Source organism: Methylobacterium sp. UNCCL125, from assembly GCF_900116795.1.
In the GTDB taxonomy this organism is placed as follows: Bacteria; Pseudomonadota; Alphaproteobacteria; order Rhizobiales; family Beijerinckiaceae; genus Methylobacterium; species Methylobacterium fujisawaense.
Genome location: NZ_FPBW01000018.1, coordinates 35,108 through 60,959, shown reverse-complemented (window position 1 = coordinate 60,959; position 25,852 = coordinate 35,108). Strand labels below are relative to the sequence as shown.

Sequence of the window (25,852 nt, the reverse complement as noted above, 5' to 3'; positions counted from 1 at the left end):
TCCACGGCCGCGACGGCGGCCTGCAGAAAGCGGCGTGGCCGGCTGGACGGCCCTTCGTGCAGGCTCGGCAACGCTACGCCGCTTCCGGATGGGGGCGGGTCGGAACCGCTCGGGATGCCGCAAAGCTCAGCCCGTCAAGGGGATGCGGCCGATCCTGCGCGAGCGGGTCGGACCGGCCGCGTCCGCTCAGCGATAGCCATACCGGCTCTTGGCGGCGGCGAGCAGGTGCAGGGCTTCGCCGGACTTGCCGGCCGCGCATTCCGCCGCGGCTTGGGCGAGGTCGGCGCCGAAGCGGTCGCCCACGGGCTTGTTGAGATTGCCGGTGGCCACGTCGCTGTCGACGATCGCCTTGGTCCGGGCGATCTCAGGGCCGCAGCCGCTGCCCGTCGGCAGGACGATCGGGGCCGGAATGACGGGCGAGGGCTCGGAGACCGCGGGCGCAGCGCGCTGCTGACAGGCGCCCAACGCCGCGACGGCGAGGGCGGCGAGGCTGAGACGCATCGATCGACGGGACGCGGGCACGGCTGTCATCCTGTTGGGGCGCACGGGCTGCGCCGCCGGGGTTGTGAGCCGAGCTTGGCAGTGGGTCAATCGCCTCGGCCGCAGGCCGATCGGGCGCGGCGGGCGGACGGTCAGGGTCGAGACCGCGAAACAGGCTGTCTTCAGAAGAGGTTGGCGCGCGCTGCCGACGACCGGGTCCGGCAGCGCGCTCTGAATCGTGACGGAGCCTACTTCGCTTTCTCGGAGATCGCCTTCAGGCCGGAATCGTAGATGCCCTGGATCGCGTCCTTGGCGACCGTGTCCGGCGCGCCCTTGGCGTTGAAGGTCCCGGTCCAGGTCACCTTGGAGCCGGATTCCGCGGGGGCGACCGAGAGCGTGGACTTGTAGTCCGAGACCGGCAGCGGGCTCTCCAGGATCGTGTAGGTGTAGCTCATCACCTTGTCGTCCCGGGAGACCTGCTCCTCCTTGATGGTGCCGCCGCCCTTCAGGCTGAGGGTGCGGACCTTCATGCCGTCCTTATCGGACAGGACGCACTTCTCGATGGCGGGATGCCAGTCGCCGATGCCGCAGAACTCGCCGATGGTCTGCCAGACCTTGGCCGGGGGCGCGGCGATGTCGGCCGAGCGCGTCACCTCGAGGGCGTAACCCGGCACGGTGGCCGCCGCGAGCGCCAGGGCGGCAAAGGGGAGGGAGCGGCAGAAAGCGAAGGGCATCTTGGGGGTGTCTCCGTCCGTCTGAAATCGCAGCATCGGCCGCGAGGGGCTCTGATGGCCGCGCAGGAGCTAGGCCGGCATCACGCTCTCGGCAATGGGTCGCGGCGGCCGCGCATGACGATCGTGCCTGGACGATGCCGTCCGAGGCCGGGCTACCAGCCGTCCATCCCGTCGGTCTCGGCCGGGTATCCGTAGACGGTTGCCGGCGCGTAGCCGGACCCGGCGGGACGATAATACGCCGGCAGGGACCGGCGGCCCATCTGATCGTTGTCCGCCAGCAGATCGTCCGGCTGATAGGGGTTGCGGCGGCGGGCGACGCGCGTCCCCCGCTGGCCCCGATCCGCCATCGGGACGTCCGCGCCCTCGATCACGACCCGCGTCCGGCCCACGCCCTCGGCCTTGACGAGGTTGAACAGGGTCGCGGCGTTGCGCACCGACAGGCGCACGCAGCCATGCGAGGCCGCACGCCCGAGGCTGCGGACATGGTTGGTGCCGTGAATGGCGTGGCCCTGGGTGGTGAAGAACATCGCGAAGGGCATGGGGGCGTCGTCCCACTCCTTCGAGAAATGCGTCCGCTCCATCCGGAAGGGCCGGTAGGAGCCGGACGGGGTGTCGTAGCTCGCGACGCCGGTGGAAACGGGCCAGGAATAACGCGGCTGGCCGTTGACCGAGACCTCCATGCGCTGGGTGGTCTTGTCGACGTTCACGACCACATCCGCACGGGCTGCGCCTGGGGTCGCGCTCCACAGGAGCAGGCCGGACAGGACCGAGATCAGACCGATACGCATGGACGACTCCGGCGTGAACAACCGCGGCGGTTTGCCGTCACGCTAAGCCGTTGGCAACGCCGAGGTTCCGGCCGGCTCCGGCCCTGCGTAGTCACGCTTTGCCGAGGCCGTCACGGCGCCGCCATGAGGCCGGCGCTGCGGCGGATCGCGGCCTCCGCCTCGTCGGCGATCCGCCGCACCACGTCGCCGGCCCCGGGCAGATCCTCGATCAGCCCGACGGCCTCCCCGACCGTGACGTTGGCGACATCGTAATCGCCCGCCGCGTCGGCCTCCTCCACGTCCCGTCGCCGCTCGGCGGCGGCCGCGTGAAGCGCGTCCTCGCGGCCGTGCCAGGTGTCGATGAAGGCGTTGCGCAGGAGCCGGCCGGTATAGGATGCCGGCCAGGGCCGCTGCCGGGCGATGTCGTAGACCCGCGTGCGCACCGTGTCGTCGCCGGTCGCGGCGAGCACCCGCTGCTTCGCGGCCGGGTGGATCAGGGCCTCCCGGGTCGCCCAGAACCGCGTGCCCAGGAGCACCCCGTCGGCCCCGAGGGCCAGGGCCGCGGCGAGACCGCGGCCATCGGCGATGCCGCCCGCCGCCAGCAGCAGGGTCTCCGGGTGCTCCCGGGCGATCAGATCGGCGACGACGGGCACGAAGGCCATCGTCCCGCGCGCGGCGAGCCCGTGGCCGCCAGCCTCCGTCCCCTGGGCGACCACGACGGCCGCACCGACCTCCAGGGCGCGCCGGGCATGCGCGAGGGTGTGAACCTGGCAGATCAGGGGCACGCCGGCCGCCCGGATCCGCGCGGCGAAGGGGGCGGGATCGGCGAAGGAGAGCATCAGGGCGGCGGGGGCGCGGGCGAGCGCCGCGTCGAGGAGCGACGGGTCCCGGGCCATGGACCACGTGATGAAGCCGCAGCCGACCCGTTGGTTGCCGGCGGCGGCGAACTCCCGCTGGAGCCGGTCGTGATCGCCGTAGCCGCCGCCGATCAGCCCGAGTCCGCCGGCCGCGCTCACGGCCGCAGCCAGGGCCCCGCCCGATGCCGGGTCCATGGGGGCCAGCACGACCGGATGGCGCAGCCCGAAGGCCTCGGTGAGTCGTGTCCTCAGAGCCATGGTCCCTCCCCGCTTCGCATCCGGCTCGACCCTCGGTCGCGCACGCGGCGCCGCCGACGGGATCTCAGGCTTATCGACCCGCTTGACGCAGAAAAAATGATTCCTTCAGAAGGATGTCATCGCGAAAGCAGATGGCATGAACAGCACCGACCTGATGTTCTTCGCCGCCGTCGCCGAGACCGGCGGCATCGGGCGCGCGGCGGCCCGGCTCAACACCGTGCAGTCGAACGTCACCGGGCGGATCCGGGCGCTGGAGCAGGCCCTGCAGGTGCCGCTCTTCCACCGCGGCAGCCGTGGGGTGACGCTGACCCGGGCCGGAGAGCGGCTCCTGCCCTACGCGATCCAGGTCGGGCGGCTGCTGTCGGAGGCGCGGCATGCGCTGCTCTCCGAGGGCGAGCCGCGCGGACCGCTGCGGATCGGCGCCATGGAGACGACCGCGGCCCTGCGCCTGCCCGGTCCGCTCGCCGCCTTCGCCGCCCGCCACCCGGAGGTGGACATCGAGCTGGAGACCGGCCCGACGGAGCAGCTGATCGCCCGGGTTCTCGACAGGGTCCTCGAAGGGGCTTTCGTCGCCGGCCCGGTCATGCAGGCCGACCTCGTCGCGATCCCGGTGCTCACGGAGGACCTGGTGCTGGTGGCGCATCCGGCCGTCGGCGACCCGGCGGCGCTGCTCGACCGGTTGGGCCGCGCGCGGGAGGCGAAGGTGCTCGTGTTCCGGGCCGGCTGCACGTACCGGAGGCGCCTGGAGGACTTTCTGGCCCGGCAGGGCCTCGTGCATGTCCGCCGCATGGAATTCGGGACCCTCGACGGCATCCTCGGCTGCGTGGCCGCCGGATTGGGCGTGACGTTGATCCCGCGCGTCGTCGCGGAGCCCGCCCGCCGCGCCGGGCGCGTATCGGTCCATCCGCTTCCGGATGGCGACGGACATGCCCAGACCCTGCTGGTCCACCGCAGGGACAGCCAGCCGAGCGCGGCGTTCATGCGGTTTGCCGAGCAGATCCGCGCGGCCTTCCCGGCCTGACGGCACGGACCATGCCTCACCGACCGCCGGTTGACAGTGGCCCGAGCCCGGGGGCCTCCTTCGGCCACAGACGGTTCGGAGTTCCCATGGCCCTCGACCCCACCCTCGCCGCCGAGATCGAAGCGTCCGTGGCGGAGGGCTTTGCCGATCAGGTCGCCCACACGCAGGCTCTGGTCCGGTTCGCCTCCCTGCGGGGCGCGGAGCATGCCTGCCAGGATTACGTCTTCGCGCAATTCCGCGCCCGGGGCTACGCGACCGAGCGCTTCGCCATGGACCGCCCCGCCATCGCGGCGCATCCGGGGGGCTCCAAGATCGATGACGCCCTCCATTCGGACGCGCCGATCGTCGTCTGCCACCACCGCCCGAACACCGAGACCGGGCACTCGCTGATCCTGCAGGCGCATGTCGACGTGGTGCCGACCGGCCCGCTCGATCTCTGGACCCATCGGCCCTTCGACCCGGTAGTCGAGGGCGACTGGCTATACGGCCGCGGGGCCGGCGACATGAAGGCGGGACACGCCGCGAACCTGTTCGCCCTCGACGCCCTGGCCCGCCTCGGCCTGCAGCCGGCGGCCTCCGTGACGGTGCAGTCGGTGGTCGAGGAGGAATCGACCGGCAACGGCGCGCTGATGACCCATCTGCGCGGCTACCGGGCCGACGCCGTGCTGATCCCCGAGCCCGAGGACGAGAAGCTCGTGCGCGCCAATACCGGCGTGCTCTGGTTCGCCGTGGAGGTCCGGGGCGTGCCGGTCCACGTCCGCGAGATGGGGGCGGGCGCCAACGCCATCGACGCCACCTACCGGGTGATCGGCGCGCTCCGGGAGGTCGAGGCCCGCTGGAACGCCGAGACGAGCGCGCACCCACATTTCGAGAACGAGGACCACCCGATCAATCTCAATATCGGCAAGATCGAGGGCGGCGACTGGGCCTCCTCGGTCCCGGCCTGGTGCCGGATCCAATGCCGCATCGCGCTCTATCCGGGCGTGACCGCCGCCCAGGCCGCCGCCGAGATCGAGGCGGCGGTGTCGCGCTTCGCCCGTAGCGACCCGTTCCTGGCCAACAATCCGCCGCGCGTGGTCTTCAACGGCTTCTTCGTCGAGGGCTACGTGCTGGAGGCGGGCTCCGAGGCCGAGGCCGTGCTCGGCCGCGCCCACGCGCGGGCGATCGGTTCGCCGCTGCAGAGCTTCACGTCACCCTCCTACCTCGATACCCGCGTGCACGCCCTCTACGACCGGGTCCCGGCGCTCTGCTACGGCCCGACCGCCCAGAACATCCACGGCTTCGACGAGCGGGTGAGCCTGGCCTCCGTGCAACGCTGCACCACCGCCATGGCGCTGTTCGTGGCCGAGTGGTGCGGGACCGAGCGCAAGGCCGCCTGAGGTCGGCAGGCCGGGGCCGGGGGCGGGTTCCCTCCCCCCGCAGGGGAGAGGGCTTGGTGCGCGTGCTTTCTTCGCAGCGCGACGCGCGCTGACCGGACAGCCCCGGCCTCAGGGGATCAGCCGGTCCGCCCGGAGCCGGCCGAACAGGTCGAAGAACGCGTCGTCCGTGGGCTGGTAGGCCGTGAAGCCGAGGCGCCGGCTCTTGCTCATGTCGGTGACGACCTCGATCGGCCGGCCGAGATCGGCATCCGTGTGCCAGGGGGAGGCCAGCTTCTCGAGGTTCGGCTCGGCGAGCCCATGCCGCGCGGCGATCTCCGCCCAGGCCGGCCCGTCCTGCGCCATCCGGGGCTCGAGCGGCCGGTGCGTGCCGTCGAAGGGCACCGCCTCGATCCCGAACCAGTCGGCGATCCGGCCCCACATCCAGCTCCAGCGGAAGACGTCGCCGTTGACGACGTTGAAGGCTTCGTTCGCCGCCTTCGGCTCCGTGGAGGCCCAGAGCAGCTGGCGGGCGAGCAACCGCGCGTCGGTCATGTCGGTGAGCCCGTTCCACTGTACGGCCGAGCCCGGGAACACGAACGGCCGCCCCAGCTCCCGGCACAGGGTGGCGTAGCAGGCGAGCGTCGTGCCCATGTTCATGGCGTTGCCCACCGCCTTGCCGATGATCGTGTGCGGGCGGTGGACGCTCCAGGTGAAGCCGTCGCGCGCGGCGGCCGCGAAGACCGCGTCCTCCTGGGCGTAATAGAAGTTCTCGATATCGAGCCGGCCCTGGTCCTCGCGGAACGGCGTCTGCGGCAGGCGGCCTTTGCCGTAGGCCTCGAACGGGCCGAGATAGTGCTTCAGCCCCGTCACCAGGGCGACGTGGCGGACGCTGCCCTTCGGGCGCAGGGCCTCGAGCAGGTTCTCGATCATGGCCCGGTTGATGCGGATCATCTCCGCCTCGGTGGGACGCCGCTGCCAGGTCGCCAGGAACACGTGGGACGGGGCGATGTCGGCGAGCGCCCGCGCCAGGGAGGCCGGATCCTGCAGGTCGCCGGCCACCGGCGCGACGCCGTCCTGCCGCACCGGATGACGGGCGAGGCCGGCAACCTGCCAGCCCTCCTGATGGAGCAGCGCCGCTGTGGCGCTGCCGACGATGCCGCTGGCGCCGACGATCAGGGCGGTGTTCGACATAGAAACCCTCATGCCCGGCTCAAATCCGGGTCCGGGGCAGATGGGCGTCGGCAGTGTCGCGACAACCCCACCGCGCGCCGGGGGCGCCTGTGCGGACCGCAAGGGTTGCGGGATCGCGTCACCGCTCTCCGTCATCGCGAGCGCAGCGACGCGACACAGGGCAGCGCGGCATCCTTAAGCGTGGCGCGACCCTGGATTGCTTCGCTGCGCTCGCAAAGACCGAGAGGGCTCTCAGGCGGCCCGGTCGATCGCCGCGCCCAGGACGTCCACGATCTCGCCGATCTGGCCGCGCTCGATGATCAGCGGCGGCGACAGGGCGATGATGTCGCCGGTCACCCGGGTGAGCAGGCCGCGCTCGAAGCAGTCCACGAACACCTCGTAGGCGCGCTTGCCGGGCGCGTCCGGCCGCGGCGCCAGCTCGATGCCGGCGATCAGCCCGATGGTGCGGATGTCGATGACGTTCTTGCGCCCGCGCAGGTCGTGCATCGCCGCGGCCCAGTCGTCGGCGATGTCGGTGACGCGGGTCAGCAGCCCCTCGTCCCGGTAGATGTCCAGGGTGGCGATGCCGGCCGCGCAGGCGACCGGATGCCCGGAATAGGTGTAGCCGTGGAACAGCTCGATCCCGTCCGGGCCGTGCATCAGCCCGTCATGGACCGCCCGGCTCGCGAAGACCGCGCCCATCGGCACCGTGCCGTTGGTCAGGCCCTTGGCGCTGGTCACGAGGTCGGGGACGACGCCGAAGAAGTCGGTCGCGAACGGCGCGCCGAGGCGGCCAAATCCGGAAATGACCTCGTCGAAGATCAGCAGGATGCCGTGCTTCGTGCAGATTTCGCGCAGGCGCTCCAAGTAGCCCTTCGGCGGGATCAGCACGCCCGTGGAGCCCGCCACCGGCTCGACGATGCAGGCCGCGATGGTCTCGGCCCCGTGGAGGGCCACCAGCCGCTCCAGATCCTCGGCGAGTTCCGCCCCGTGCTCGGGCTGGCCCTTCACGAAGGCGTTGCGGGCCGGGTCGTGGGTGTGGCGCAGGTGGTCGGTGCCGTTGAGCTGCGGGAAGACCCGGCGGTTCGACACGATTCCGCCGACCGAGAGCCCGCCGAAGCCGACGCCGTGATAGCCGCGCTCGCGGCCGATCAGGCGGGTGCGGGTCCCCTGCCCGATCGCCCGCTGGTAGGCCAGCGCGATCTTGAGGGCCGTGTCGACTGATTCCGAGCCGGAATTGGTGAAGAACACCCGGTCGAGGCGCTTGTCGGGGCCGCCCGGGGCGATCTCGGCGAGGCGTTCGGCGAATTCGAACGCGATCGGGTGGCCCATCTGGAAGGTCGGGGCGAAGTCGAGGGTCGCGAGCTGGCGCTCCACGGCCGCCGCGATGCCCCGGCGCCCGTGGCCGGCATTGACGCACCAGAGGCCCGCGGTGCCGTCGAGGACCGAACGGCCGTCATCGGCGGTGTAGTGCATGCCCTCGGCCGACACGAGCAGGCGTGGCGCCGCCTTGAACTGGCGGTTGGCCGTGAACGGCATCCAGAAGGCGTCCATCGCGGGCGTGTTGCGGAGCGGATGGTCGGTCATGGGGCGGTTCTCCGGGGAGGGCGGCGCGGATCGGGCGGCGGGACCAGGGGACACCTTCGCCGATCGGGCAACAAGTCCTTTTCTGGTCGCCGCCAACCCCTTGCAGGAATGGGGCCGCGGGTGGCACCGTTGCGGGATCCGCAACACCTGAAACGGGCCCGCGCCGGATGAGCATCGATGTCGGCGCGCGCCTGCGCTTCGTGCGCGCCCGCCACGGCCTGTCGCAGCGGACGCTCGCCAAGCGCGCCGGCGTGACCAACTCGGCGATCTCGCTGATCGAGGCGAACCGGGTGAACCCGTCGGTGGGTGCGCTCAAGCGGATCCTCGACGGGGTGCCGATCGGCATGGCCGAGTTCTTCGCCCTGGAGCCGGAGCCGGAGCGCAAGGCGTTCTTCGCCGCCGAGGAGCTGACCGAGATCGGCCGCCGGGCCGCCAAGGGGGCGATCTCGTACCGCCAGGTCGGCGACAGCCTGTTCGGCCGCAAGCTCCAGATCCTCAAGGAGCGCTACGAGCCCGGGGCCGATACCGGCCGGGTGCCGCTCTCCCACGAGGGCGAGGAGGGTGGCATCGTGCTCTCCGGCCGCCTGGAGGTGACGGTGGACGCCGAGCGCCGGATCCTCGGCCCCGGCGACGCCTACAGCTTCGACAGCCGCCGCCCGCACCGGTTCCGCTGCGTCGGGCCCAACCCCTGCGAGGTGGTGAGCGCCTGCACGCCGCCGAGCTTCTGACGGCAGGCCGCCCGCGGTGCCGTCCGGGCCGATTGATCCGGATTCGCTCGAAAGCCCCGGATCTGCGTAACGCGGGATTCAGGCGGGAGGATTAGAAGAGGGTCATGGATACCCTGGCCGCCACCGCCGTTCAGATGCTGGGCTCGTCCCAGAACCAGCAGATCGGCATCGCCGTCGCCAAGCAGCAGCTCGCGGCCGACAAGGCCGTCGCCGGGCTCGTCGCGGACAGCGCCCAGAGCGCGGCAAGCGCCAGTCCCCCGGCGCCCCCCGGACAGGGACTGAGCGTCGACCTGCGGGTTTGACCGGGGCCCCCGCCTTGCCGGCGGCGCGAACGAATTCCGCGCGCGCAGACGGCATGGTCTCCGGCCGGCGTTGAACCCCTGCCCTACCCGAATCCGTAGAGCCGGCGCGGGTTGTCGGCGAAGACCATCCGGCGCCGATCCGCGTCCGGCACCCAGTCGGCCATCAGGTCGAGGAGCGTCGCGGTCCGGGGCGGCCCGTCCCAGGCGGCCACGTGCGGCCAGTCCGAGCCCCAGAGACAGCGCTCGGGGGCGGCGTCGTTGAGGGCGCGGGCGAACGGGATCGTGTCGGCGTAGGGCGGACCGGTCACGGAATCCCGGAAGGCGCCCGACAGCTTCACCCAGTTGCCGTCGGCGACGAGGCCGAGCAGCGCCCGGAAGCCCGGATGGTCCACGCCGGCCGAGGTCGGCATATGGCCCATATGGTCGAAGACCAGCGGCACCGGCAGCCGCGACAGGCGGCCCGCGATGGGCGGCAGTTCACGGGCATCGAGCAGGAACTGGAGGTGCCAGCCCATCTCGCGGGCGAGCGCCCCGTAGGACTCGACCTGATCCAGCCCGACCCCGCCGCCGAACAGAACGTTGAGCCGCAGGCCGACCACTCCGGCCTCCTTGAGGGCGGCGAGTTCCCCGTCGGGCAGGCCGAGCGGGATCACCGCGATGCCGCGCAGACGCTCCCGGTTGGCCCGGAGCGTCTCCACCATCAGCCGGTTGTCGGTGCCGTGGACGCTGACCTGGACCAGCACGCCGTTGGCCATGCCGGTGGCGTCGAGCATCGCGAGATACCGGTCCGCCGGGGCGGCCGGGGGCGTGTAGCTGCGGTCGGCCACCAGCGGATAGGCCGGCGGCAGGCCGATCACGTGGGCGTGGGTGTCGACCGCGCCGGCGGGCACCCGGTATCGGGTGGGCCCGCCCGGATGCGGATCCGGGGCGGGGCAGTCTCGGATCTCCGGCATGGTCAGGTATCCGCGTGCAGGACCCGGCCGCGGGTCTCGGGCAGCGCGAAGGCCGCCAGGAAGAAGATCCCGTAGGCGATGGCCGCGAAGATCGCGATGGCCGAGGCGAGGCCGGCGCGCTCGGCGAGGAAGCCGACCAGCGCCGGGAACAGGGCGCCGACGCCCCGGCCGAAATTGTAGCAGAAGCCCTGCCCCGAGCCGCGCAGGCGGGTCGGGTAGAGCTCGGTCAGGAAGGCGCCCATGCCGGAGAAGTAGCCGGAGGCGAAGAACCCGAGGGGGAAGCCCAGCACCCAGAGCACGCTGTTGGAGAGCGGGATCTGCGTGTAGGCGACGATCACCGCGATGGCGCCCAGCGAGAAGATCAGGAACAGCGGCCGCCGCCCGAGCCGGTCGGCGAGCCAGGCGCCGACCAGGTAGCCGGTGAACGAGCCGATGATCAGCGCCGCGAGGTAGCCGGTGGAGGACACCACCGACAGGCCGCGCTCGGTGGTGAGGAAGCGCGGCACCCAGGTGGTGATCGCGTAATAGCCGCCCTGGCAGCCCGCCGCCGCCAGCGAGGCGAGCAGGGTGGTCTTGAGGATCGGCCCGGAAAAAATCTCCCAGATCTTCGGCCGGTCGCCGGTGGCGATGGCCCGGGCGCGGGTCTCGGCGGCGACCTGCGGCTCCTGGACGTAGCGGCGCAGGTAGAAGATCAGCAGGGCCGGCAGGGCGCCCACCGCGAACATCCAGCGCCACGCGATCTCGGGGGGCAGCAGCGAGAAGGTCACCGCCTGCGACAGGACCGCCAGCCCCCAGCCGATGGCCCAGCCGGACTGGACGGAGCCGACCGCCCGGCCGCGATACTCGGCCCGGATGGTCTCGCCGATCAGCACGGCGCCGGCCGCCCACTCGCCGCCGAAGCCGAGGCCCAGGATCGCCCGGGCCACGAGGAGCTGCTCGAAATTCTGCACGAAGGCGCAGAGCAGGGAGAAGAAGGAGAACCACAGGATGGTGATCTGCAGGGTCAGAACCCGGCCGATCCGGTCGGCGATGAAGCCCGCGAGCCAGCCGCCCAGCGCCGAGGCCAGCAGCGTCACCGTGGCGGCGAGACCGGCCGTGCCGGCATCCACGTGCCAGAGGGCCATGATCGTCCCGATCACCAGCGGGTAGATCATGAAGTCCATGCCGTCGAGGCACCAGCCGGCCGCGCAGGCCCAGAAGGTGTGCCGCTCCGGCGGGGTCATCGAACGATAGAAGGCGGTGAGGCTGGCGTCGCGGATCTCGACCACCTCCACGGCCGCGCGCCCCTGCCCGGTTGCTGAACTCATCACCGTCTCCCGCCGCCGGATACCAGTATCGGCGTCCCAGGCTGAGCTGTCCAACGATGCGGCGGGCCACGCAAGGAAAAGGCCGCCCGGAGGCGGCCTGTCCCATTCTTTTCGCTGTCGATGACGCTCAGTAGCAGCGTTCGACCAAGACCCGGCGGTAGCCGTAGGGGGTCCAGCGCACCCGCGGGACTGTGTAGCAGCCGCCGCCGTAGCCGTAATCGTAGGCGGCCGGCGCGTAGTAGCCGCCGTAGCCGTAGCCCGGATAGCCGTAGCCATAGCCGCCGTAGAGGCTGCCGGCCGCGAGGCCGAGCCCGACGCCGAGACCCAGGCCGCCGAGGCCGTAGCCGTAGCCGCCGCGATAGCCGTAGCCGCCCCGCCAGCCGTATCCCCGACCGTAGAAGCCGCGGCCGTAGCCGAAGCCGCCCGGACGGAAGCCGGCGCCGCGGAAGCCGCCGCCGAAGCCGCCGTTGCGGAATCCCCCGAACCCGCCGCCGCGGAAGCCGCCGCCGCCGAAGCCGCCGCCGTGGAATCCGCCCCCGTGGAAGCCGCCTCCGAAGCCGCCGCCATGGAAGCCGCCGCCGCCGAAGCCGCGCGCGTCCGCGCTGGCCGGCGCCAGAACCAGAGCACCCGCCGCCAGCAGGGCCGATCCGAGCACTGCACCCTTCATCACGTCATCTCCGTGGAAAAAATGCCCTCTGCGGCTAAGAACGTGCGAATCGGCAAAACGGTCCAGCCCCGCCCCGCGGCGCGGAGCCGCGAGATCCACGCGAGATCCCCTGACGCGTCCCGGTCGGGCCGAGACACGAAAATCGCCGCTTTCCAGAGCGAGACGCGCGCCGATCTAGCTTCGCCGTCCCCGACTCGCCGTCCCTGAGCTGCATGGAACGAATGATGATGTTGCGACCGGCTCACGCCCTGTTGATCGCGCTGCTCGCCCTCGCGGCCCCGGCCCGGGCGGCGACCCCGGCGGCGGCGGAACCGTGCCGGCCGGTGGAGGCGCAGGGCGAGACCTTCACGGTCTGCACCATCGACCTGCGGCGGCAGCGGCTGCGGCTGTTCTGGCTCTCGGACGACGGAAAGCCCTACGGCGCCCTCGGCACCCTCGCCGAGAAGCAGGGCGGCCGTCTCGCCTTCGCGATGAATGCCGGCATGTACGACAAGGACCAGGCGCCGGTGGGCCTCTACATCGAGGACGGCCACGAGCTGAAGCGCGCCTCCACGGCGGACGGGCCGGGCAATTTCCACCTCAAGCCCAACGGGATCTTCTGGGTGAAGGGCGAGCGCGCCGGAGTGGCCGACACCGCCCGCTATCTCCGCGCGAAGATGCGCCCGGATTTCGCCACGCAGTCCGGACCGATGCTGGTGATCGACGGCCAGATCCACCCGAAGATCGCCGCCGACGGGCCGAGCCAGAAGATCCGCAACGGCGTCGGCGTGCCCGGCGACGGGCACGTCGCGATCTTCGCCATCTCCGAGCGCCCGGTGACCTTCGGGGCCTTCGCGCGGCTGTTCCGGGACGATCTCGGCTGCCGCAACGCCCTGTTCCTCGACGGCTCGGTCTCGAGCCTCTACGCGCCGAATCTCGGCCGCGCCGACATCAGCCGGCCTCTGGGGCCGCTCGTCGGGGCGTTGCCGCGCTAAGGGTGGCCTCAGCGCTGCCCGAAGGCCGTGTCCTTGAACAGGTCCTTGAACTCCCGCGGCTGCGAGCGCCAGTACTGCTTGGGCGCCCGCACGCGGGCTCCGAGTTCGGCGGCCGCGTGCCAGGGCCAGCGCGGATCGTACAGCATGGCGCGGGCCAGCGAGATCGCGTCCGCCCTGTCCTCCTGCAGGATCGTCTCCGCCTGCCGGGCTTCCGTGATCAGCCCCACCGCGATGGTGGTGAGCCCGGTCTCGGCCTTGATCCGCTCGGCATAGGGCACTTGGTAGCCCGGCCCGAGCTTGATCGCCTGTTTCGGCGAGACGCCGCCCGTCGAGACATGGAGCGCCGGCGAGCCCGCGCGCTTCAGCGCCTGGGCCAGCGCCACGGTCTCGTCGAGGTCCCAGCCGTCCTCGACCCAGTCGGTGGCCGAGACGCGCAGCCAGACCGGGCTGCCCGCCGGGACGACGTCGCGCACCGCGTCGTAGACCTCGAGGGGGAAGCGCATGCGGTTCTCGAGGCTGCCGCCGTAGGCATCCGTCCGCTTGTTGGCGATCGGCGACAGGAACTGGTGCAGCAGGTAGCCGTGGGCGCCGTGCAACTCCACGGCCTCGATGCCGAGCCGGACCGCCCGCTTGGCGGTCGCAACGAACGCGTCGCGGACGCGCTTCAGGTCGGCGGCGTCGAGGGCATGGGGTGGGACCTCGTCCTCCCCGTGCGCCACCGCCGAGGGCGCCTCGGTGCGCCAGCCATAGGGATGCTCCGGCGGGATCTGCTGGCCGCCGGCCCAGGGCGCCGCGCTCGATGCCTTGCGGCCGGCATGGGCGATCTGGATGCAGATCGGGATCGGCGCGTATTCGCGCACCGCGTCGAGCACGCGGCCGAGCGCCCGCTCGCAGCCGTCGTTGTACAGGCCGAGGTCCCAGGCGGTGATCCGGGCCTCCGGCGAGACCGCGGTCGCCTCCAGGGTGAGCAGGCCCGCCCCCGACATGGCGAGCTGGCCCAGATGCATCATGTGCCAGTCGGTGGCTTCGCCGTCCCGGGCCGAATACTGGCACATCGGGGCGATCAGGATGCGGTTCTCGAGCGTGAGCGCGTCGAGAACCAGCGGTTCGAACAGGCGTGCAGTCATGGGTGGCTCCGGATGCGTCCGGTCAATCTGGCGCAGGACGGCCGCGCCGGCCAGCGCGCTGCGGCAGGTCAGCCCTGCGGCTGGGGGGTCGGGAACTCGCCGATGCGGCTGACCGTTTCTGACGCTGTCGCCACGACGCGAACCGCCTGAGGGGGCGAGATCGCCCGAGGTCCTGAATGATGATCACGAAACTTGCCGCCCCGCTCCTTCTGGCCGCTGGCTGCGCCGCCCTCGCGGCGCCGTCATATGCCCAGCCGGCCGCCTTCGGCGGACCCAAGATGCTCGTTCACGGCAATTATTGCGGTCCGGGCAACAACGCCCCGCTGCCGCCGATCGATGCCCTCGACGCCGCCTGCGCCCGCCACGATGCCTGCACGCCGAATGGCGGGCTGCCCTCGCAGGCCTGCAATCTCCGTCTGCAGCGGGAGGCCACGCTGATCTCCCGCGATCCGCGCCAGCCCCAGGACGTCCGCTCGATGGCCGGCCTCGTCGCGGCCAGCGCGACCCTGATCCCGACCGACCCGAACGCGCGGAGCGTGCCGGCATCGGTGTCGACGAATGCGACGCAGGACGCCTACGCGCCGGCGCTGGACCGATCGGCCCCCGCCGGCCTGGAGGATGACGCCGACGATTCGGACGCCGATTGACACCCTCCTGAGCGCCCGACGGTGACGGCGCGGCGGACCGGCCGCGCCGTCGCTCGCCGCGGTCAGGGGCACGATCAGGCACGGTCCGCGGATGCTCCTTCCTGCGTCAGGAAGAACCGGACCATCTCGCCGCTGGCATCGGGCCCGCGCGGATCGGTGTAGGATCCGTCGGGGCTTCCGCCCGACCAGGCGTGCCCGGCCCCGTGCAGAACCCACTGCTCCAGCACCGGCCGGCCGGTCGCGTCGCTGCGGACCGTCCGGGTATAGGCCATGCCCCCGGGGCTCGTGCCCCGGCTGACCGTCTCGTCCAGGCCCGGGGCCGGCACGGCCTGCGCCGCGACCCGATCGCCATTGACGGGATGCACGGTTCGATCGCCGTCGCCGTGGAACACGATGGTCGGGACCGCCTGCCGATTCGGCCCCGGTGCCGACCCTTGCCCCTGCATGGCCGCGAAGGCGGTGGGCATGTCCCGGGCCGCCCCGCAGGCCAGCCCGGAATGGATGCCCACGGCCGCGAACAGGTCCGGATAGGTCGCCGCCAGGATCGCCGCCGCGGCGCCGCCGGCCGAGAGCCCGGCCGCGTAGACCCGGCCGGGATCGGCCGAGAACTCCGCCACGACCGACCGGGCGATGCCGGCGATCAGCGCCGGCTCGCCGCCCTCGCGGACTTGGTCGCCCGCCGCGTACCAGTTCCAGCAGCGCTGCAGGTTGGCCGACGACGGCTGTTCCGGATAGGCGACCAGGAACGTCTGCTCCTCGGCCAGGGCGTTCATCCGCGTGCCGGCCGCGAAATTGTCGGGGTTCTGGGTGCAGCCGTGCAGCATCACGATGACGGGCAGGGCCTGACCGCGGTAGCCGCTCGGGACGTAGACCTTGTAGCCCCGGCTGCCGGCGGCCTCCGTGAAAACGCGATCCTCGAACCGCGCCCCGGGCGGGACTTCGGCGGCAGGGCGGCGGGCTGACGGACCGGCATTCGGCAGCCGCTCGCGCAGGGCGCGCAACATCGCCGACAGGTCCGGAGCCGTCCCCGGCCGCGAACTGCCGCCTTGATCCGGCGCCGTCCAGGCACCGCCGGCCGCCGTCGGCGCCTCCATGTCGAGGGTCTGTTCGCCATGACCGCCGGTGCCGGGCCGGTCTGCCATGCCGCGTCGTGCCTCGGTCCATTGCGCGACGGCGGCCTCCTGGCCACGGCGGAACCGCGCCATCGCGTCCTGCATCCGGGCGGTCCGGTCCGCTGCCCCGGTTCCTCGCCCGGTTCCTTGCCCGGTTCCTGGCCCCGTTCCCCTGCCCTTCGCCGTCGCGGATCCGAAGCCGTGCGGGTCGAATTGCGGCATTCCGAACGCCGAGAGGTCGAGCTTCGACGGGTCAATCTTGGGGAAACGGAACATGGGGAGAATCCTCATACGGCGTGGTTCGGGTGGAGATTCCGCGCGACCGGGGCGCGGACGGTCAGGTGGTCCGGTCGGCCAGTGCCGCCTTGACGGCGGCGCTGGCCTGGAAGGCACCCAGGACCTCCACGGACGCGATCGCGGCCCGCGCCAGTTCGGGGGTGACGTCGGCGGCGATCGTGGCGAGGCCCAGGACCTGGATGTGCAGGGGCGAGCCGGCATCCCGAGCCGCTTCCAGGTCCGCGCGGGAGAAGTGCGAGAGCCCCAGCCGGAGCTGGCGCCGCGCCACCGATTGCCGGACCGCCTCCTCCTGCCGGTCCAGCTGATTGCGCACGGCCGTGCGGATGAAGTCGGCCCGGTTGGCGTAGAAGCCGTCGCGGACCATCAGGTCGACGCGCCCGAGATCGACGAAGCCGAGATTGACCGTGATCTTCTCGCTGTCCGGCACCTTCGGACGGAGGTCGCGCGCGGGGTCGGTCATCGTCGAAACATCTCCAGGCCATCCCGTTGGATGGTCTAAAGATGGTGATGGGCATCCGAAGCGCAATGGGCGTTGGCGTATCGAGACCGGCGGCGGCGCCGCGCACACCTGTCATGCGGCCCGGGAACCGGCCCGGCAGCCCACGCGCGCTCTCACCGGGAAGTGCCGGCGTCCCAGAGCGTGCCAGGGTGGCAGATTCCGTGCGGGATGGCGCAGGCTCGAGCGGTGCGGTGCCATCTGCCCCGCCCCCCACCCATCGCCCCCTCCCCTGAGCGTGAGGGAGCCTGCACTTGCGTTCCCGGGGCAGTGGCGCCGGGCGGAAATCTGCGGATCACGCAGGCGCGCTGAGCGCGGCGGCCGCAGAGGGGCGACGGCGGGTCAGGGCGGCCGCATCCTGCATCGCGCCGTGACCCGGCGCCGCGCGGGGAGAGCCGCCTGGACTCGGCGCCTGTCCCGATCGCGGGACCGTCCGGCGCCTCAATCGGCGCCGATTCCCCGCCCCTTCAGGCTCTCGTCGATCTCGTCGAGGGCCGCGGCGTCGTCGATCGTCGCCGGCATCGTCCAGGGCTCGTGGTCGGCGATGCGCTTCATGGTGGCCCGCAGGATCTTGCCCGAGCGGGTCTTGGGCAGCCGCGGCACGGTGAGGGCCAGCTTGAACGCCGCCACGGGGCCGATCTCGTCGCGCACCTTGGCCACGAGTTCCCGCTCGATCGTCTCGGTCGGCCGGTCGACGCCGGCCTTGAGCACCACGAAGCCGCAGGGGACCTCGCCCTTCAGGGCGTCCCGGATGCCGATGACCGCGCACTCGGCCACGTCCGGATGGCCCGCCAGCACCGCCTCCATGCCGCCGGTGGACAGGCGGTGCCCGGCGACGTTGATGATGTCGTCGGTGCGTCCCAGCACCGTGATGTAGCCGTCCGCGTTGATCACCCCGGCATCCGAGGTGTCGTAGTAGCCCGGGAACGTGGAAAGGTAGCTCGACCGCATGCGCGCGTCCGAGCCCCAGAGCGTCGGCAGGCAGCCGGGGGGCAGGGGCAGGCGGATCGCGATGGTGCCCATGGTCCCGGCCGGGACCGGTTTGCCGCCCTCGTCCAGCACCTCGACCCGGTAGCCCGGCATCGGCACGCAGGTGCTGCCGTGCTTCACCGGCAGGAGGCCGAGACCCATCGGGTTGCCGGCGATCGGCCAGCCGGTCTCGGTCTGCCACCAATGGTCGATCACCGGCCGGTTCAGCACCCGCTCGGCCCAGGCGACCGAATCGGGATCGGCGCGCTCGCCCGCGAGGAACAGGCTGCGGAAGGCGGAGAGGTCGTAATCGGCGATCCGGGCGCCGGCGGAATCCTCCTTCTTGATGGCCCGCAGCGCCGTCGGCGCGGTGAACAGGCACACGACCCCGTACTCGGCGACGACCCGCCAGAATGCGCCGGCATCCGGCGTGCCCACCGGTTTGCCCTCGTACAGGACCGTGGTGCAGCCGTGCAGGAGCGGCGCGTAGACGATGTAGGAGTGCCCGACGACCCAGCCGATGTCGGAGGCGCAGAAATAGGTCTCGCCGGGCTGGACGCCGTAGAGGTTCGGCATCGACCACGCGAGGGCGACGAGGTAGCCGCCGGTATCGCGGACCACGCCCTTGGGCTTTCCGGTCGTCCCGGAGGTGTAGAGGATGTAGAGCGGGTCGGTGGCGGCGACCGGCACGCAGGCCGCCCGCTGCCCCGCCGCACGGGCGGCCGCCACGGTCTCAGCCCAGTCGTGGTCCCGCTCCGGCATGAGCGTCGCGGCGGCCGGCGGGCGCTGCAGGATCAGGCAGGCTTCCGGCTTGTGGCGTGAGGCCGCGATCGCCGCGTCGAGGAGCGGCTTGTAGGCGACCACGCGGTTCGGCTCGATCCCGCAGGAGGCGGCGAGCACCACCTTCGGCGCCGCGTCCTCGATCCGCACCGCCAGCTCGTTGGCCGCGAAGCCGCCGAACACGACCGAATGCACCGCGCCGAGCCGTGCGCAGGCCAGCATGCCGAACAGGGCCTCGGGCACCATCGGCATGTAGAGGATCACCCGGTCGCCCTTGCCGACGCCGAGGCCGGCGAGGACGGCGGCCAGTACCGCCACCTCGTCGCGCAACGCGCGGTAGGTGATGCTGCGCTTGGTCCCGGTGACGGGCGAATCGTAGCGGATCGCCACCTGATCCGCCCGCGCTCCGTCGGCGTGACGGTCCACGGCATTGTGGCAGGCGTTCAGGGTGCCGTCCGGAAACCAGCGGCCGTAGGGGCCGGAATCCGGCGCGAAGGCCCGCTGCGGGACGTCCGCCCAGTCGAGCGCCTGCGCCGCGCCGACCCAGAACGCCTCCGGATCGCGGCGGGCCGAGTCGTAGATGTCCGGGTAGCGGCCCGGCAGGCTGGCTCTCGTCATCGGTTCGGCGTTTCCTCGCGGGCCGCTCTCCGGCGGGGGGGCCCAGAGTAGCGCATTCTTCCGCGGGTGCGAGGCCGGTTGTGGGTCGCCGGAACCCCCGCGCGCTTTCGCTCGCGCCATAGGGGCGCTCCGTGACGCGTTCGCCCGATGCATCCCGGATCGGCGGCTTCGAAGCCGGGCGCCTCGGCGTGGCCGGCGGGTAACGCATCTGCCGGGAGGTCGCGGGTCGTCTGTTTCGATCCCCGGGCGTGCGGGCGCGGCAGGCGCCCCGTCGCCAAGGCTCCGGGGTCACATCCGCGAGAGCACGACGCCTGCCCGGATCGGCGATCCCCAGGCGGCCGTTCCTCCAAACGAGCGGTCGCAGAACGCAAAACCGCCGCACCGGTCTCCCGATGCGGCGGCAGCTGTCGTGCCGTTTCTGCTATCCGTGCGGACGGATCAGGGGCTCAGTGCAGCGTATTGCCGTTCGCCTGCAGCCTGTTGATCTCGTCCTTGAGAAGGAGTTTCCGTCGCTTCATCTCGGCGATGTGAAGGTCGTTCGCCGAAGGCCTGTGGATCGCTTCCTGAATCTCACGCTCGAGGGCTTCGTGCTTCCGGGCGAGTTGGTTCAGATGCGTCTGCAGCGACATGAGCCGAATCTCCTGTCATCGTTTCGACACACCGAGATTGGCACAAGATGCCGGACCTGTCGAAGCGTTTTCTGCTGCTAAGTCTGATGATTGCTTACCGCGCCGTCTTGTCCGGCGCCGGAGCGTGACGCATGCTCTCGGGCCATGAACGGTCTTCGGGTCCTCAGGTGACGATGGCGGACGAGGCGGGTGAGAGTGCGCAGTCGGACCTCCTGGGCGAACTGGCGCGGCTGCGCGAGGAGCACCGGGATCTCGACGGTGCCATCGAGGCGCTGGAGCGCAGCGTGGCTGGCGACCAGCTCCAGATCCAGCGTCTGAAGAAGCGCAAGCTCACCCTGCGTGACCGCATCTTCCACATCGAGGACGCGCTCACGCCGGACATCATCGCCTGATGCCGGTGGACGTCTTCGGGCCGCGCCTTGCCGCGGGCCCGCACCGCCTGTAAGCGCCCTCTTTTTCCGGGATCAACGATGGCGTCGCCTCCGGTCGCGATCATCATGGGCAGCCAGTCCGACTGGGCGACCATGCGGCATGCCGCCGAGACGCTCGATGCCCTCGGCGTACCCTACGACGCGCGCATCGTGTCGGCCCACCGCACGCCGGACCGGCTCGTGGCCTTCGCCAAAGGCGCGGTCGCGGCCGGCCTCAAGGTCGTGATCGCGGGGGCGGGCGGCGCCGCGCACCTGCCCGGCATGGCGGCCGCGATGACCCGCCTGCCGGTCTTCGGCGTCCCGGTGGAATCCAAGGCCCTGTCCGGCCAGGACAGCCTCCTCTCGATCGTCCAGATGCCGGCGGGCATCCCGGTGGGGACCCTGGCGATCGGCCGGGCCGGGGCCATCAACGCGGCCCTGCTCGCCGCCGCCGTCCTGGCGCTCGCCGATCCGGATCTGGCGGAGCGCCTGGAGGCGTGGCGCGCGGCCCAGAGCGCCTCGGTGGCCGAACGGCCGGTGACGGAAGAGAACGCGTGACGGACAAGATCCTCGGCCCCGGCTCCACCCTCGGCATCGTCGGTGGAGGCCAACTCGGGCGCATGATCGCGCTGGCGGCGGCCGATTACGGCCTCAAGGCGCACGTCTACGCCCCCGACGCGGACAGCCCCGCCTTCGACGTGGCCGCCCGGACCACCTGCGCGGCCTACGACGATGCCGAGGCGCTGGCCGCCTTCGCGCGCAGCGTCGATGTCGTGACCTACGAGTTCGAGAACATCCCGCACGCCACGGCCGACATCCTGGCCCGGCACGCCGCCCTGCACCCGAACGCGCGGGCGCTCTCGACCACGCAGGACCGCCTCTCCGAGAAGGAATTCATCAACGGGCTGGGCATCCCGACGGCGCCGTTCCGGGCGGTGGACACGCCCGACGATCTCGACCGGGCGATCGAGGTGATCGGCCTGCCGGCGGTGCTCAAGACCCGCCGCTTCGGCTACGACGGCAAGGGGCAGCGCATGCTCCGCGAGCGGGCCGAGGGCGACCGCAACGCTCTGTTCGCCGAGTTCGGCGGCGCGCCGCTGATCCTGGAGGGCTTCGTGCCGTTCGAGCGCGAGGTCTCCGTGGTGGGCGCCCGCGGGCGCGACGGCAGCTTCGCGGCCTACGACCTGTGTGAGAACGAGCACCGCGATCACATCCTCGCTCTGACGCGGGTGCCGGCCCCGGGCGTGGCGCCGGAGACGGGCCGCATCGCCCTCGAGATCGCCCGTCGGATCGCCGACGCCCTCGACTATGTCGGCGTCCTCGCCGTCGAGATGTTCCTCGTCCGCGAGGACGGGGCGGAGCGGCTCGTGGTCAACGAGATCGCGCCCCGGGTCCACAATTCCGGCCACTGGACCAGCGAGGGGGCGCTGACCTCGCAATTCGCCCAGCACGTGCGGGCCGTCTGCGGCTGGCCGCTGGGCGATCCGGGCCGGGTCGGCGGCCTGCCGGTGGAGATGCGCAACCTGATCGGCGCCCAGGCCGACGACTGGCACGCCCTGCTGGCCGAGCCCGGCGCCCATCTGCACCTCTACGGCAAGGGCGAGGCGCGTCCCGGCCGGAAGATGGGTCACGTGACCCGCCTCGGGCCCGTCCCGGCCGGTTCCTGAGGCTTCGAAGGCACACCTGCATCGCCGCATGGCGGTCGGAAGCCCGCCTGCGGCGTCCCGGAACCGTCGAGCCATACCTTCGCCACATCCCACCGCTTCCACCACAGCGTGGTCGGTTCCGAATGCTGTCGATCGATTCCGCCTGCACCGCCTTCGTCCCCGGGACGGGCGGGGGCCGGATCACGACGCGGCGCTTCTTAAGCCGGCCTTCACCGTGATGCGCGACGGTGCCCCGGATTCGGGCGTGCCCGGCGCACGGCGCGGGCTCTTGGACTGTGAGGGGCGAGGCGGGCACGCGCAAGGCGGGCGACGCCTCGGGGAGAGTGGGGCAATGAACGTACGCAACGGGCTGGGACGAAAGACGGCACTGATCGGCGCAGCCATGGTCTCGGCCGCCGGCCTCGCGGGCTGCGAGACCGTCGGGAGCGCGGCCGGCCCGCGGCAATACGCGGTCCTCGAGAAGGACACCACGGGGGCCACGAACGTCAACATCGCCTCCCTGACCGAGGTCGTGCAGCGCAACCCGAACGACGCGGCCGCCTACAACACCCGCGGCGCCGCCTATGCCCGCGCCGGCCAGTTCAACGATGCCATCGCCGACTTCACCAAGGCGATCCAGCTCGATCCGAACTCCGCCTCCGCCTACAACAACCGCGCCCTGGCGAGCCGCCAGATCGGCCGCGACGGCCCTGCCCTGCAGGACTTCACCAAGGCGATCGGGATCGATCCGAATTACGGCCCGGCCTATATCGGCCGCGCCAATGTCGAGCGCGCCCAGGGCAACCTCGACCAGGCGCTCAACGACCTCAACGTCGCGATCCGGCTGATGCCGGAATCGGCCGAGGCCTACCATGCCCGCGGCCTCGTGCGGCAGAAGCAGGGTCAGGACACGCAGGCGATCGCCGATTTCGACGCCGCCATCGACCGCGACCCCTTCAAGTCCGCGCCCTACGCCGCGCGCGGCCAGAGCCTGATCGCCACGAACCAGTACCCGAAGGCGATCGAGGACTACAACGCGGCCCTCAACGTCAACAACAAGGACGCCACCTCCTGGGCCTATCGCGGCCTGGCCTACGAGAAGTCGGGCCAGCGCAAGGAGGCGATGGAGAACTACCAGCGCGCAGCGACGATCGATCCGAACAATTCCGTCGCCCGCGCCGGCCTCGGCCGGGTGCAGGGCGGGGTCGGCTCGCTGTTCAACTGACCGCTCGACGGTCTGAAGGCGGTTTCACAAGGTCTCCGCCTCCCCTGCCTGGGGCGGAGACCTGTTCGTCGGGGTTTCACCCCGACACCCCACCAAAGGGCACGCCCTTTGGAAGCCCCTTGTCCGCGTGAGTTACGCCGCCAGCAGTCCGTTCGCGTCCTCCGTGATGCGGCGCAGGTGATGGGCGGTGTCGCCGAGCTGGTACTCGATCATGGCGAGCCGCTTGAAGTGGTGGGCGCCGATATACTCGAGGGTCATGCCGATGCCGCCGTGGAGCTGCACGGCCTCCTGGCCGACATACCGGCAGGCCTTGTTGATCTGGACCTTCACGGCCGACAGGGCCGCCGCACGCGCCGCCGCATCCGGCGTGTCGACCATCATGGCGGCGTAGAGGGCCATCGAGCGGGCCTGCTCCAGCTGGATCAGCATGTCCACCGCCCGGTGCTGCAGCGCCTGGAACGACCCGACGCTGACGCCGAACTGCTTGCGGGTCTTGAGGTACTCGACCGTGAGCGTGTGGAGCGCGTCCATGGAGCCCACCGCCTCGGCGGCGAGCCCCGCGATCCCGTGCTCCACCACCCGCTCCAGCAGCGGCAGGCCGGCTTCGGGATCGCCCAGCGCCGCGTCGCCGGGCAGCGGCACCTCCGAGAAGGACACCTCCGCGGCCCGGCCGCCATCCTGCGTCGGGTAGGCCTCGATCGCGACGCCGGCGGCGTCGGCCGGGACCAGGAACAGGCCGATCCCCTGCGCGTCGCGCCGCTCCCCCGACACGCGGGCGGAGACCACCATCAGGCCGGCCGCGTCGGCGTTGGGTACGACGCTCTTGGCCCCGCTCAGCACGAAACCGTCGCCGGAGCGTCGGGCCGTGGTCGCCACGTCGGCGAGGTCGTAGCGGGACTGGCGCTCGGTGTGGGCGAGGGTCAGGCGCAGGTCACCGGAGACCAAGTCGGGAACGAGGCGCGCCTTCTGCGCGGCGCTGCCGCCGAGCCGCAGGGCCGTCGAGCCGAGAACGAGGCTCGCCAGCAGCGGCTCGACCACGAGGTTGCGGCCGACCGCCTCCATGACCAGCATGGTCTCGACCGGGCCGCCGCCGAGGCCGCCGTCCTCGTCCGAGAAGGGCAGTCCCGTGACGCCGAGTTCGGAAAAAGCCGCCCAGCCCTCCGCGGGGAAGCCGAGCGGCGCCTTGAGCCGCGCCTGCCGGCTTTCCAGGGACGGGTAGAGATCGGCGGCCAGCCGCTCGACGCTGTCGCGCAGGAGCGACTGGTCCTCGTTCAGGTCGAAATCCATGGTGGTTGTCCTCGGACGTTCCCTCCCCCCTCTGCGGGGGAGGGTGGCCCCTGCGTCAGCAGGGGCCGGGAGAGGGGAACCCGGCTGCAGGACAGGGCGCGACCGGCATGAAGGGCGTGCCGCGTCCTGAAACGTCGCTCCCCTCTCCCGACCCCCTTCGGGGGCCAACCTCCCCCGCAGAGGGGGGAGTGAGAGCCGAGGCCGCGACCGCCGCGTTTCTCAAGCCTGCAAGCGGATCCGGGATCGTCTCACAACCCCAGAATGCCCTTGGCGATGACGTTGTGCTGGATCTCGTTCGAACCGCCGTAGATCGAGACCTTGCGGTTGTTGAAGTAGCTCGGCGCTGCTGCATCGACCCAGTCGAAGCCCCCGGGCAGGTTGTTGGCCCCGGCTCCGCGCGCGGGCGCCGCGAGGGCGAAGGGGCCGGCGAGCTCCACCAGGAGCTCGGTCGCCGCCTGCTGGAGCTGCGAGCCGCGGATCTTGAGGAGCGAGGAGGCGGGGTCCGGCTCCACCGAATCCGCCCGGCCCTGCTTGGCCGCCACCCGCATCTGGGTGATCTCCAGGGCCTTCAGCTCGACCTCGACCTCCGCGACGCGGGACCGGAAGGCGGGATCGTCCCACATCGTGCCGGGTCCGGCCGGCATTTCCCGGGCGAGGCGCTTGATCCGGGCGATCCGCTCCTTGGTGAGCCCGATCCGGGCGATGCCGGTGCGCTCGTTGGCGAGCAGGAATTTCGCGTAGTCCCAGCCTTTGTTCTCCTCGCCGACGAGGTTCTCCACCGGCACGCGGACAGAGTCGAAGAAGACCTCGTTGACCTCGTGCCGGCCCTCCAGGGTGAGGATCGGGCGCACGGTGATGCCGGGCGTCGTCATGTCGATGAGCAGAAAGGAGATGCCGCGCTGCTTCTTGGCCTCGAAGTCGGTGCGGACCAGGCAGAAGATCCAGTCGGCGTGCTGGCCGAGCGTCGTCCAGGTCTTCTGGCCGTCCACGACGTAGTGTTCGCCGTCGCGCACGGCCTTGGTCTTCAGCGAGGCGAGGTCGGAGCCGGCCCCGGGCTCGGAGAAGCCCTGGCACCACCAATCGTCGAGATTGGCAGCGCGCGGGAGGAAGCGCTCCTTCTGGTCCTGCCGGCCGAAGGTCGCCAGCACCGGGCCGAACATGTAGCAGTTGAACTGCTGCGGCAGGGGTACCGCCGCCTGGAACAGCTCCTCCGTGTAGATGTAGCGCTGGATCGGGGTCCAATCCCGGCCGCCAAATTCCTGCGGCCAGTGCGGCACCGCCCAGCCCTTGGCGTTGAGGATCCGCTGGCTGGTGACGTAGTCGTCCTTCGAGAGGCTGCGCCCCTCCGAGACCTTTTTTCGGATCTCGGCCGGGATCTCCGTCCGGCAGAAGTTCCGGACCTCGTCGCGGAACGCGATTTCCTCGTCGGTGAAGCGCAGATCCATC

Annotated in this window: 26 protein-coding genes; 10 read left to right on the top strand and 16 right to left on the bottom strand. The window is 71.5% G+C overall.

Going from position 1 to position 25,852, the window contains the following annotated elements; translation table 11 throughout:
* Positions 1 to 186: 186 nt before the first annotated feature.
* From BM396_RS18940 to BM396_RS18925, 4 genes are all read right to left on the bottom strand, one after another.
* Positions 187 to 531, bottom strand: coding sequence for a hypothetical protein (locus BM396_RS18940; RefSeq protein ID WP_081948680.1), 345 nt, complete (start codon positions 529 to 531; stop codon positions 187 to 189).
* A 197-nt stretch (positions 532 to 728) separates the two neighbouring features.
* The gene (locus BM396_RS18935) at positions 729 to 1,214 is read right to left on the bottom strand and encodes an SRPBCC family protein (RefSeq protein WP_043347923.1); all 486 of its coding nucleotides are present in this window, start codon (positions 1,212 to 1,214) and stop codon (positions 729 to 731) included.
* Between the two features lie 152 nt (positions 1,215 to 1,366).
* The gene (locus tag BM396_RS18930; RefSeq protein ID WP_043383475.1) at positions 1,367 to 2,002 is read right to left on the bottom strand and encodes a L,D-transpeptidase; all 636 of its coding nucleotides are present in this window, start codon (positions 2,000 to 2,002) and stop codon (positions 1,367 to 1,369) included.
* A gap of 110 nt (positions 2,003 to 2,112) precedes the next feature.
* Positions 2,113 to 3,096, bottom strand: a complete 984-nt coding sequence (locus BM396_RS18925) for an NAD(P)H-dependent flavin oxidoreductase (protein ID WP_043383471.1) — start codon at positions 3,094 to 3,096, stop codon at positions 2,113 to 2,115.
* A 136-nt stretch (positions 3,097 to 3,232) separates the two neighbouring features.
* On the opposite strand from BM396_RS18925, the gene BM396_RS18920 reads away from it, so the two are divergent.
* Positions 3,233 to 4,117 carry a LysR family transcriptional regulator gene (locus BM396_RS18920; protein ID WP_043383468.1) on the top strand — a complete coding sequence of 295 codons (885 nt, stop codon included), beginning with the start codon at positions 3,233 to 3,235 and terminating at the stop codon, positions 4,115 to 4,117.
* 86 nt (positions 4,118 to 4,203) lie between these two features.
* Positions 4,204 to 5,496 carry an ArgE/DapE family deacylase gene (locus BM396_RS18915; RefSeq protein ID WP_043383466.1) on the top strand — a complete coding sequence of 431 codons (1,293 nt, stop codon included), beginning with the start codon at positions 4,204 to 4,206 and terminating at the stop codon, positions 5,494 to 5,496.
* A gap of 108 nt (positions 5,497 to 5,604) precedes the next feature.
* On the opposite strand, the gene BM396_RS18910 is transcribed toward BM396_RS18915, so the two are convergent.
* Both BM396_RS18910 and BM396_RS18905 read right to left on the bottom strand, forming a co-directional pair.
* The gene (locus BM396_RS18910) at positions 5,605 to 6,666 is read right to left on the bottom strand and encodes an SDR family oxidoreductase (protein WP_043383463.1); all 1,062 of its coding nucleotides are present in this window, start codon (positions 6,664 to 6,666) and stop codon (positions 5,605 to 5,607) included.
* 231 nt (positions 6,667 to 6,897) lie between these two features.
* A complete protein-coding gene (locus BM396_RS18905) occupies positions 6,898 to 8,232 on the bottom strand; it encodes an omega-aminotransferase AptA (RefSeq protein ID WP_043347931.1) in 1,335 nt (444 codons plus the stop codon).
* 167 nt (positions 8,233 to 8,399) lie between these two features.
* Here BM396_RS18905 and BM396_RS18900 point away from each other — a divergent pair, with 167 nt between their 5' ends.
* Entirely contained in the window at positions 8,400 to 8,960 is a 561-nt protein-coding gene (locus BM396_RS18900; protein ID WP_012318079.1) for a cupin domain-containing protein, read from the top strand.
* Between the two features lie 104 nt (positions 8,961 to 9,064).
* Entirely contained in the window at positions 9,065 to 9,262 is a 198-nt protein-coding gene (locus BM396_RS18895; protein WP_043383461.1) for a hypothetical protein, read from the top strand.
* Between the two features lie 83 nt (positions 9,263 to 9,345).
* On the opposite strand, the gene BM396_RS18890 is transcribed toward BM396_RS18895, so the two are convergent.
* From BM396_RS18890 to BM396_RS18880, 3 genes are all read right to left on the bottom strand, one after another.
* Entirely contained in the window at positions 9,346 to 10,215 is an 870-nt protein-coding gene (locus BM396_RS18890) for an amidohydrolase family protein (RefSeq protein WP_043347936.1), read from the bottom strand.
* Positions 10,216 to 10,217: 2 nt separating this feature from the next.
* Complete coding sequence (locus BM396_RS18885; RefSeq protein ID WP_043383458.1) at positions 10,218 to 11,522, bottom strand: MFS transporter; 1,305 nt, start codon at positions 11,520 to 11,522, stop codon at positions 10,218 to 10,220.
* A 127-nt stretch (positions 11,523 to 11,649) separates the two neighbouring features.
* Positions 11,650 to 12,189 carry a hypothetical protein gene (locus tag BM396_RS18880; protein ID WP_043383456.1) on the bottom strand — a complete coding sequence of 180 codons (540 nt, stop codon included), beginning with the start codon at positions 12,187 to 12,189 and terminating at the stop codon, positions 11,650 to 11,652.
* A gap of 212 nt (positions 12,190 to 12,401) precedes the next feature.
* Here BM396_RS18880 and BM396_RS18875 point away from each other — a divergent pair, with 212 nt between their 5' ends.
* On the top strand, positions 12,402 to 13,163 hold the full coding sequence (locus BM396_RS18875; RefSeq protein WP_043347943.1) for a phosphodiester glycosidase family protein: 762 nt from the start codon (positions 12,402 to 12,404) through the stop codon (positions 13,161 to 13,163).
* 8 nt (positions 13,164 to 13,171) lie between these two features.
* On the opposite strand, the gene BM396_RS18870 is transcribed toward BM396_RS18875, so the two are convergent.
* Positions 13,172 to 14,290 (bottom strand): NADH:flavin oxidoreductase/NADH oxidase, encoded by a 1,119-nt coding sequence (locus tag BM396_RS18870; protein WP_043383453.1) that lies wholly within the window; start codon positions 14,288 to 14,290, stop codon positions 13,172 to 13,174.
* A gap of 176 nt (positions 14,291 to 14,466) precedes the next feature.
* Here BM396_RS18870 and BM396_RS18865 point away from each other — a divergent pair, with 176 nt between their 5' ends.
* On the top strand, positions 14,467 to 14,937 hold the full coding sequence (locus BM396_RS18865; protein WP_051976096.1) for a phospholipase A2 family protein: 471 nt from the start codon (positions 14,467 to 14,469) through the stop codon (positions 14,935 to 14,937).
* Between the two features lie 74 nt (positions 14,938 to 15,011).
* Here the strand turns inward: BM396_RS18865 and BM396_RS18860 are convergent, their stop codons facing one another.
* The 4 genes from BM396_RS18860 to BM396_RS18845 form a co-directional block, all read right to left on the bottom strand.
* Positions 15,012 to 16,325: an extracellular catalytic domain type 1 short-chain-length polyhydroxyalkanoate depolymerase gene (locus BM396_RS18860; RefSeq protein WP_043383451.1), complete on the bottom strand. Its 1,314-nt coding sequence runs from the start codon at positions 16,323 to 16,325 to the stop codon at positions 15,012 to 15,014.
* A gap of 61 nt (positions 16,326 to 16,386) precedes the next feature.
* A complete protein-coding gene (locus tag BM396_RS18855) occupies positions 16,387 to 16,806 on the bottom strand; it encodes a CopG family transcriptional regulator (protein WP_043383448.1) in 420 nt (139 codons plus the stop codon).
* 477 nt (positions 16,807 to 17,283) lie between these two features.
* Positions 17,284 to 19,209, bottom strand: coding sequence for a propionyl-CoA synthetase (locus BM396_RS18850; RefSeq protein WP_043383445.1), 1,926 nt, complete (start codon positions 19,207 to 19,209; stop codon positions 17,284 to 17,286).
* A gap of 446 nt (positions 19,210 to 19,655) precedes the next feature.
* On the bottom strand, positions 19,656 to 19,838 hold the full coding sequence (locus BM396_RS18845) for a YdcH family protein (protein WP_043347966.1): 183 nt from the start codon (positions 19,836 to 19,838) through the stop codon (positions 19,656 to 19,658).
* A 131-nt stretch (positions 19,839 to 19,969) separates the two neighbouring features.
* Here BM396_RS18845 and BM396_RS18840 point away from each other — a divergent pair, with 131 nt between their 5' ends.
* From BM396_RS18840 to BM396_RS18825, 4 genes are all read left to right on the top strand, one after another.
* A complete protein-coding gene (locus tag BM396_RS18840) occupies positions 19,970 to 20,230 on the top strand; it encodes a YdcH family protein (protein WP_078947082.1) in 261 nt (86 codons plus the stop codon).
* Positions 20,231 to 20,308: 78 nt separating this feature from the next.
* On the top strand, positions 20,309 to 20,806 hold the full coding sequence (gene purE / locus BM396_RS18835; protein WP_043383443.1) for a 5-(carboxyamino)imidazole ribonucleotide mutase: 498 nt from the start codon (positions 20,309 to 20,311) through the stop codon (positions 20,804 to 20,806).
* Positions 20,803 to 21,915: a 5-(carboxyamino)imidazole ribonucleotide synthase gene (locus BM396_RS18830; protein ID WP_043383440.1), complete on the top strand. Its 1,113-nt coding sequence runs from the start codon at positions 20,803 to 20,805 to the stop codon at positions 21,913 to 21,915. Before purE ends, BM396_RS18830 begins: the two co-directional genes overlap by 4 nt.
* A gap of 331 nt (positions 21,916 to 22,246) precedes the next feature.
* The gene (locus BM396_RS18825) at positions 22,247 to 23,119 is read left to right on the top strand and encodes a tetratricopeptide repeat protein (protein ID WP_043347979.1); all 873 of its coding nucleotides are present in this window, start codon (positions 22,247 to 22,249) and stop codon (positions 23,117 to 23,119) included.
* A gap of 132 nt (positions 23,120 to 23,251) precedes the next feature.
* On the opposite strand, the gene BM396_RS18820 is transcribed toward BM396_RS18825, so the two are convergent.
* Positions 23,252 to 24,406: an acyl-CoA dehydrogenase family protein gene (locus BM396_RS18820; RefSeq protein WP_043383437.1), complete on the bottom strand. Its 1,155-nt coding sequence runs from the start codon at positions 24,404 to 24,406 to the stop codon at positions 23,252 to 23,254.
* 248 nt (positions 24,407 to 24,654) lie between these two features.
* Complete coding sequence (locus tag BM396_RS18815; RefSeq protein WP_043383434.1) at positions 24,655 to 25,851, bottom strand: acyl-CoA dehydrogenase family protein; 1,197 nt, start codon at positions 25,849 to 25,851, stop codon at positions 24,655 to 24,657.
* Position 25,852 lies beyond the last annotated feature (1 nt).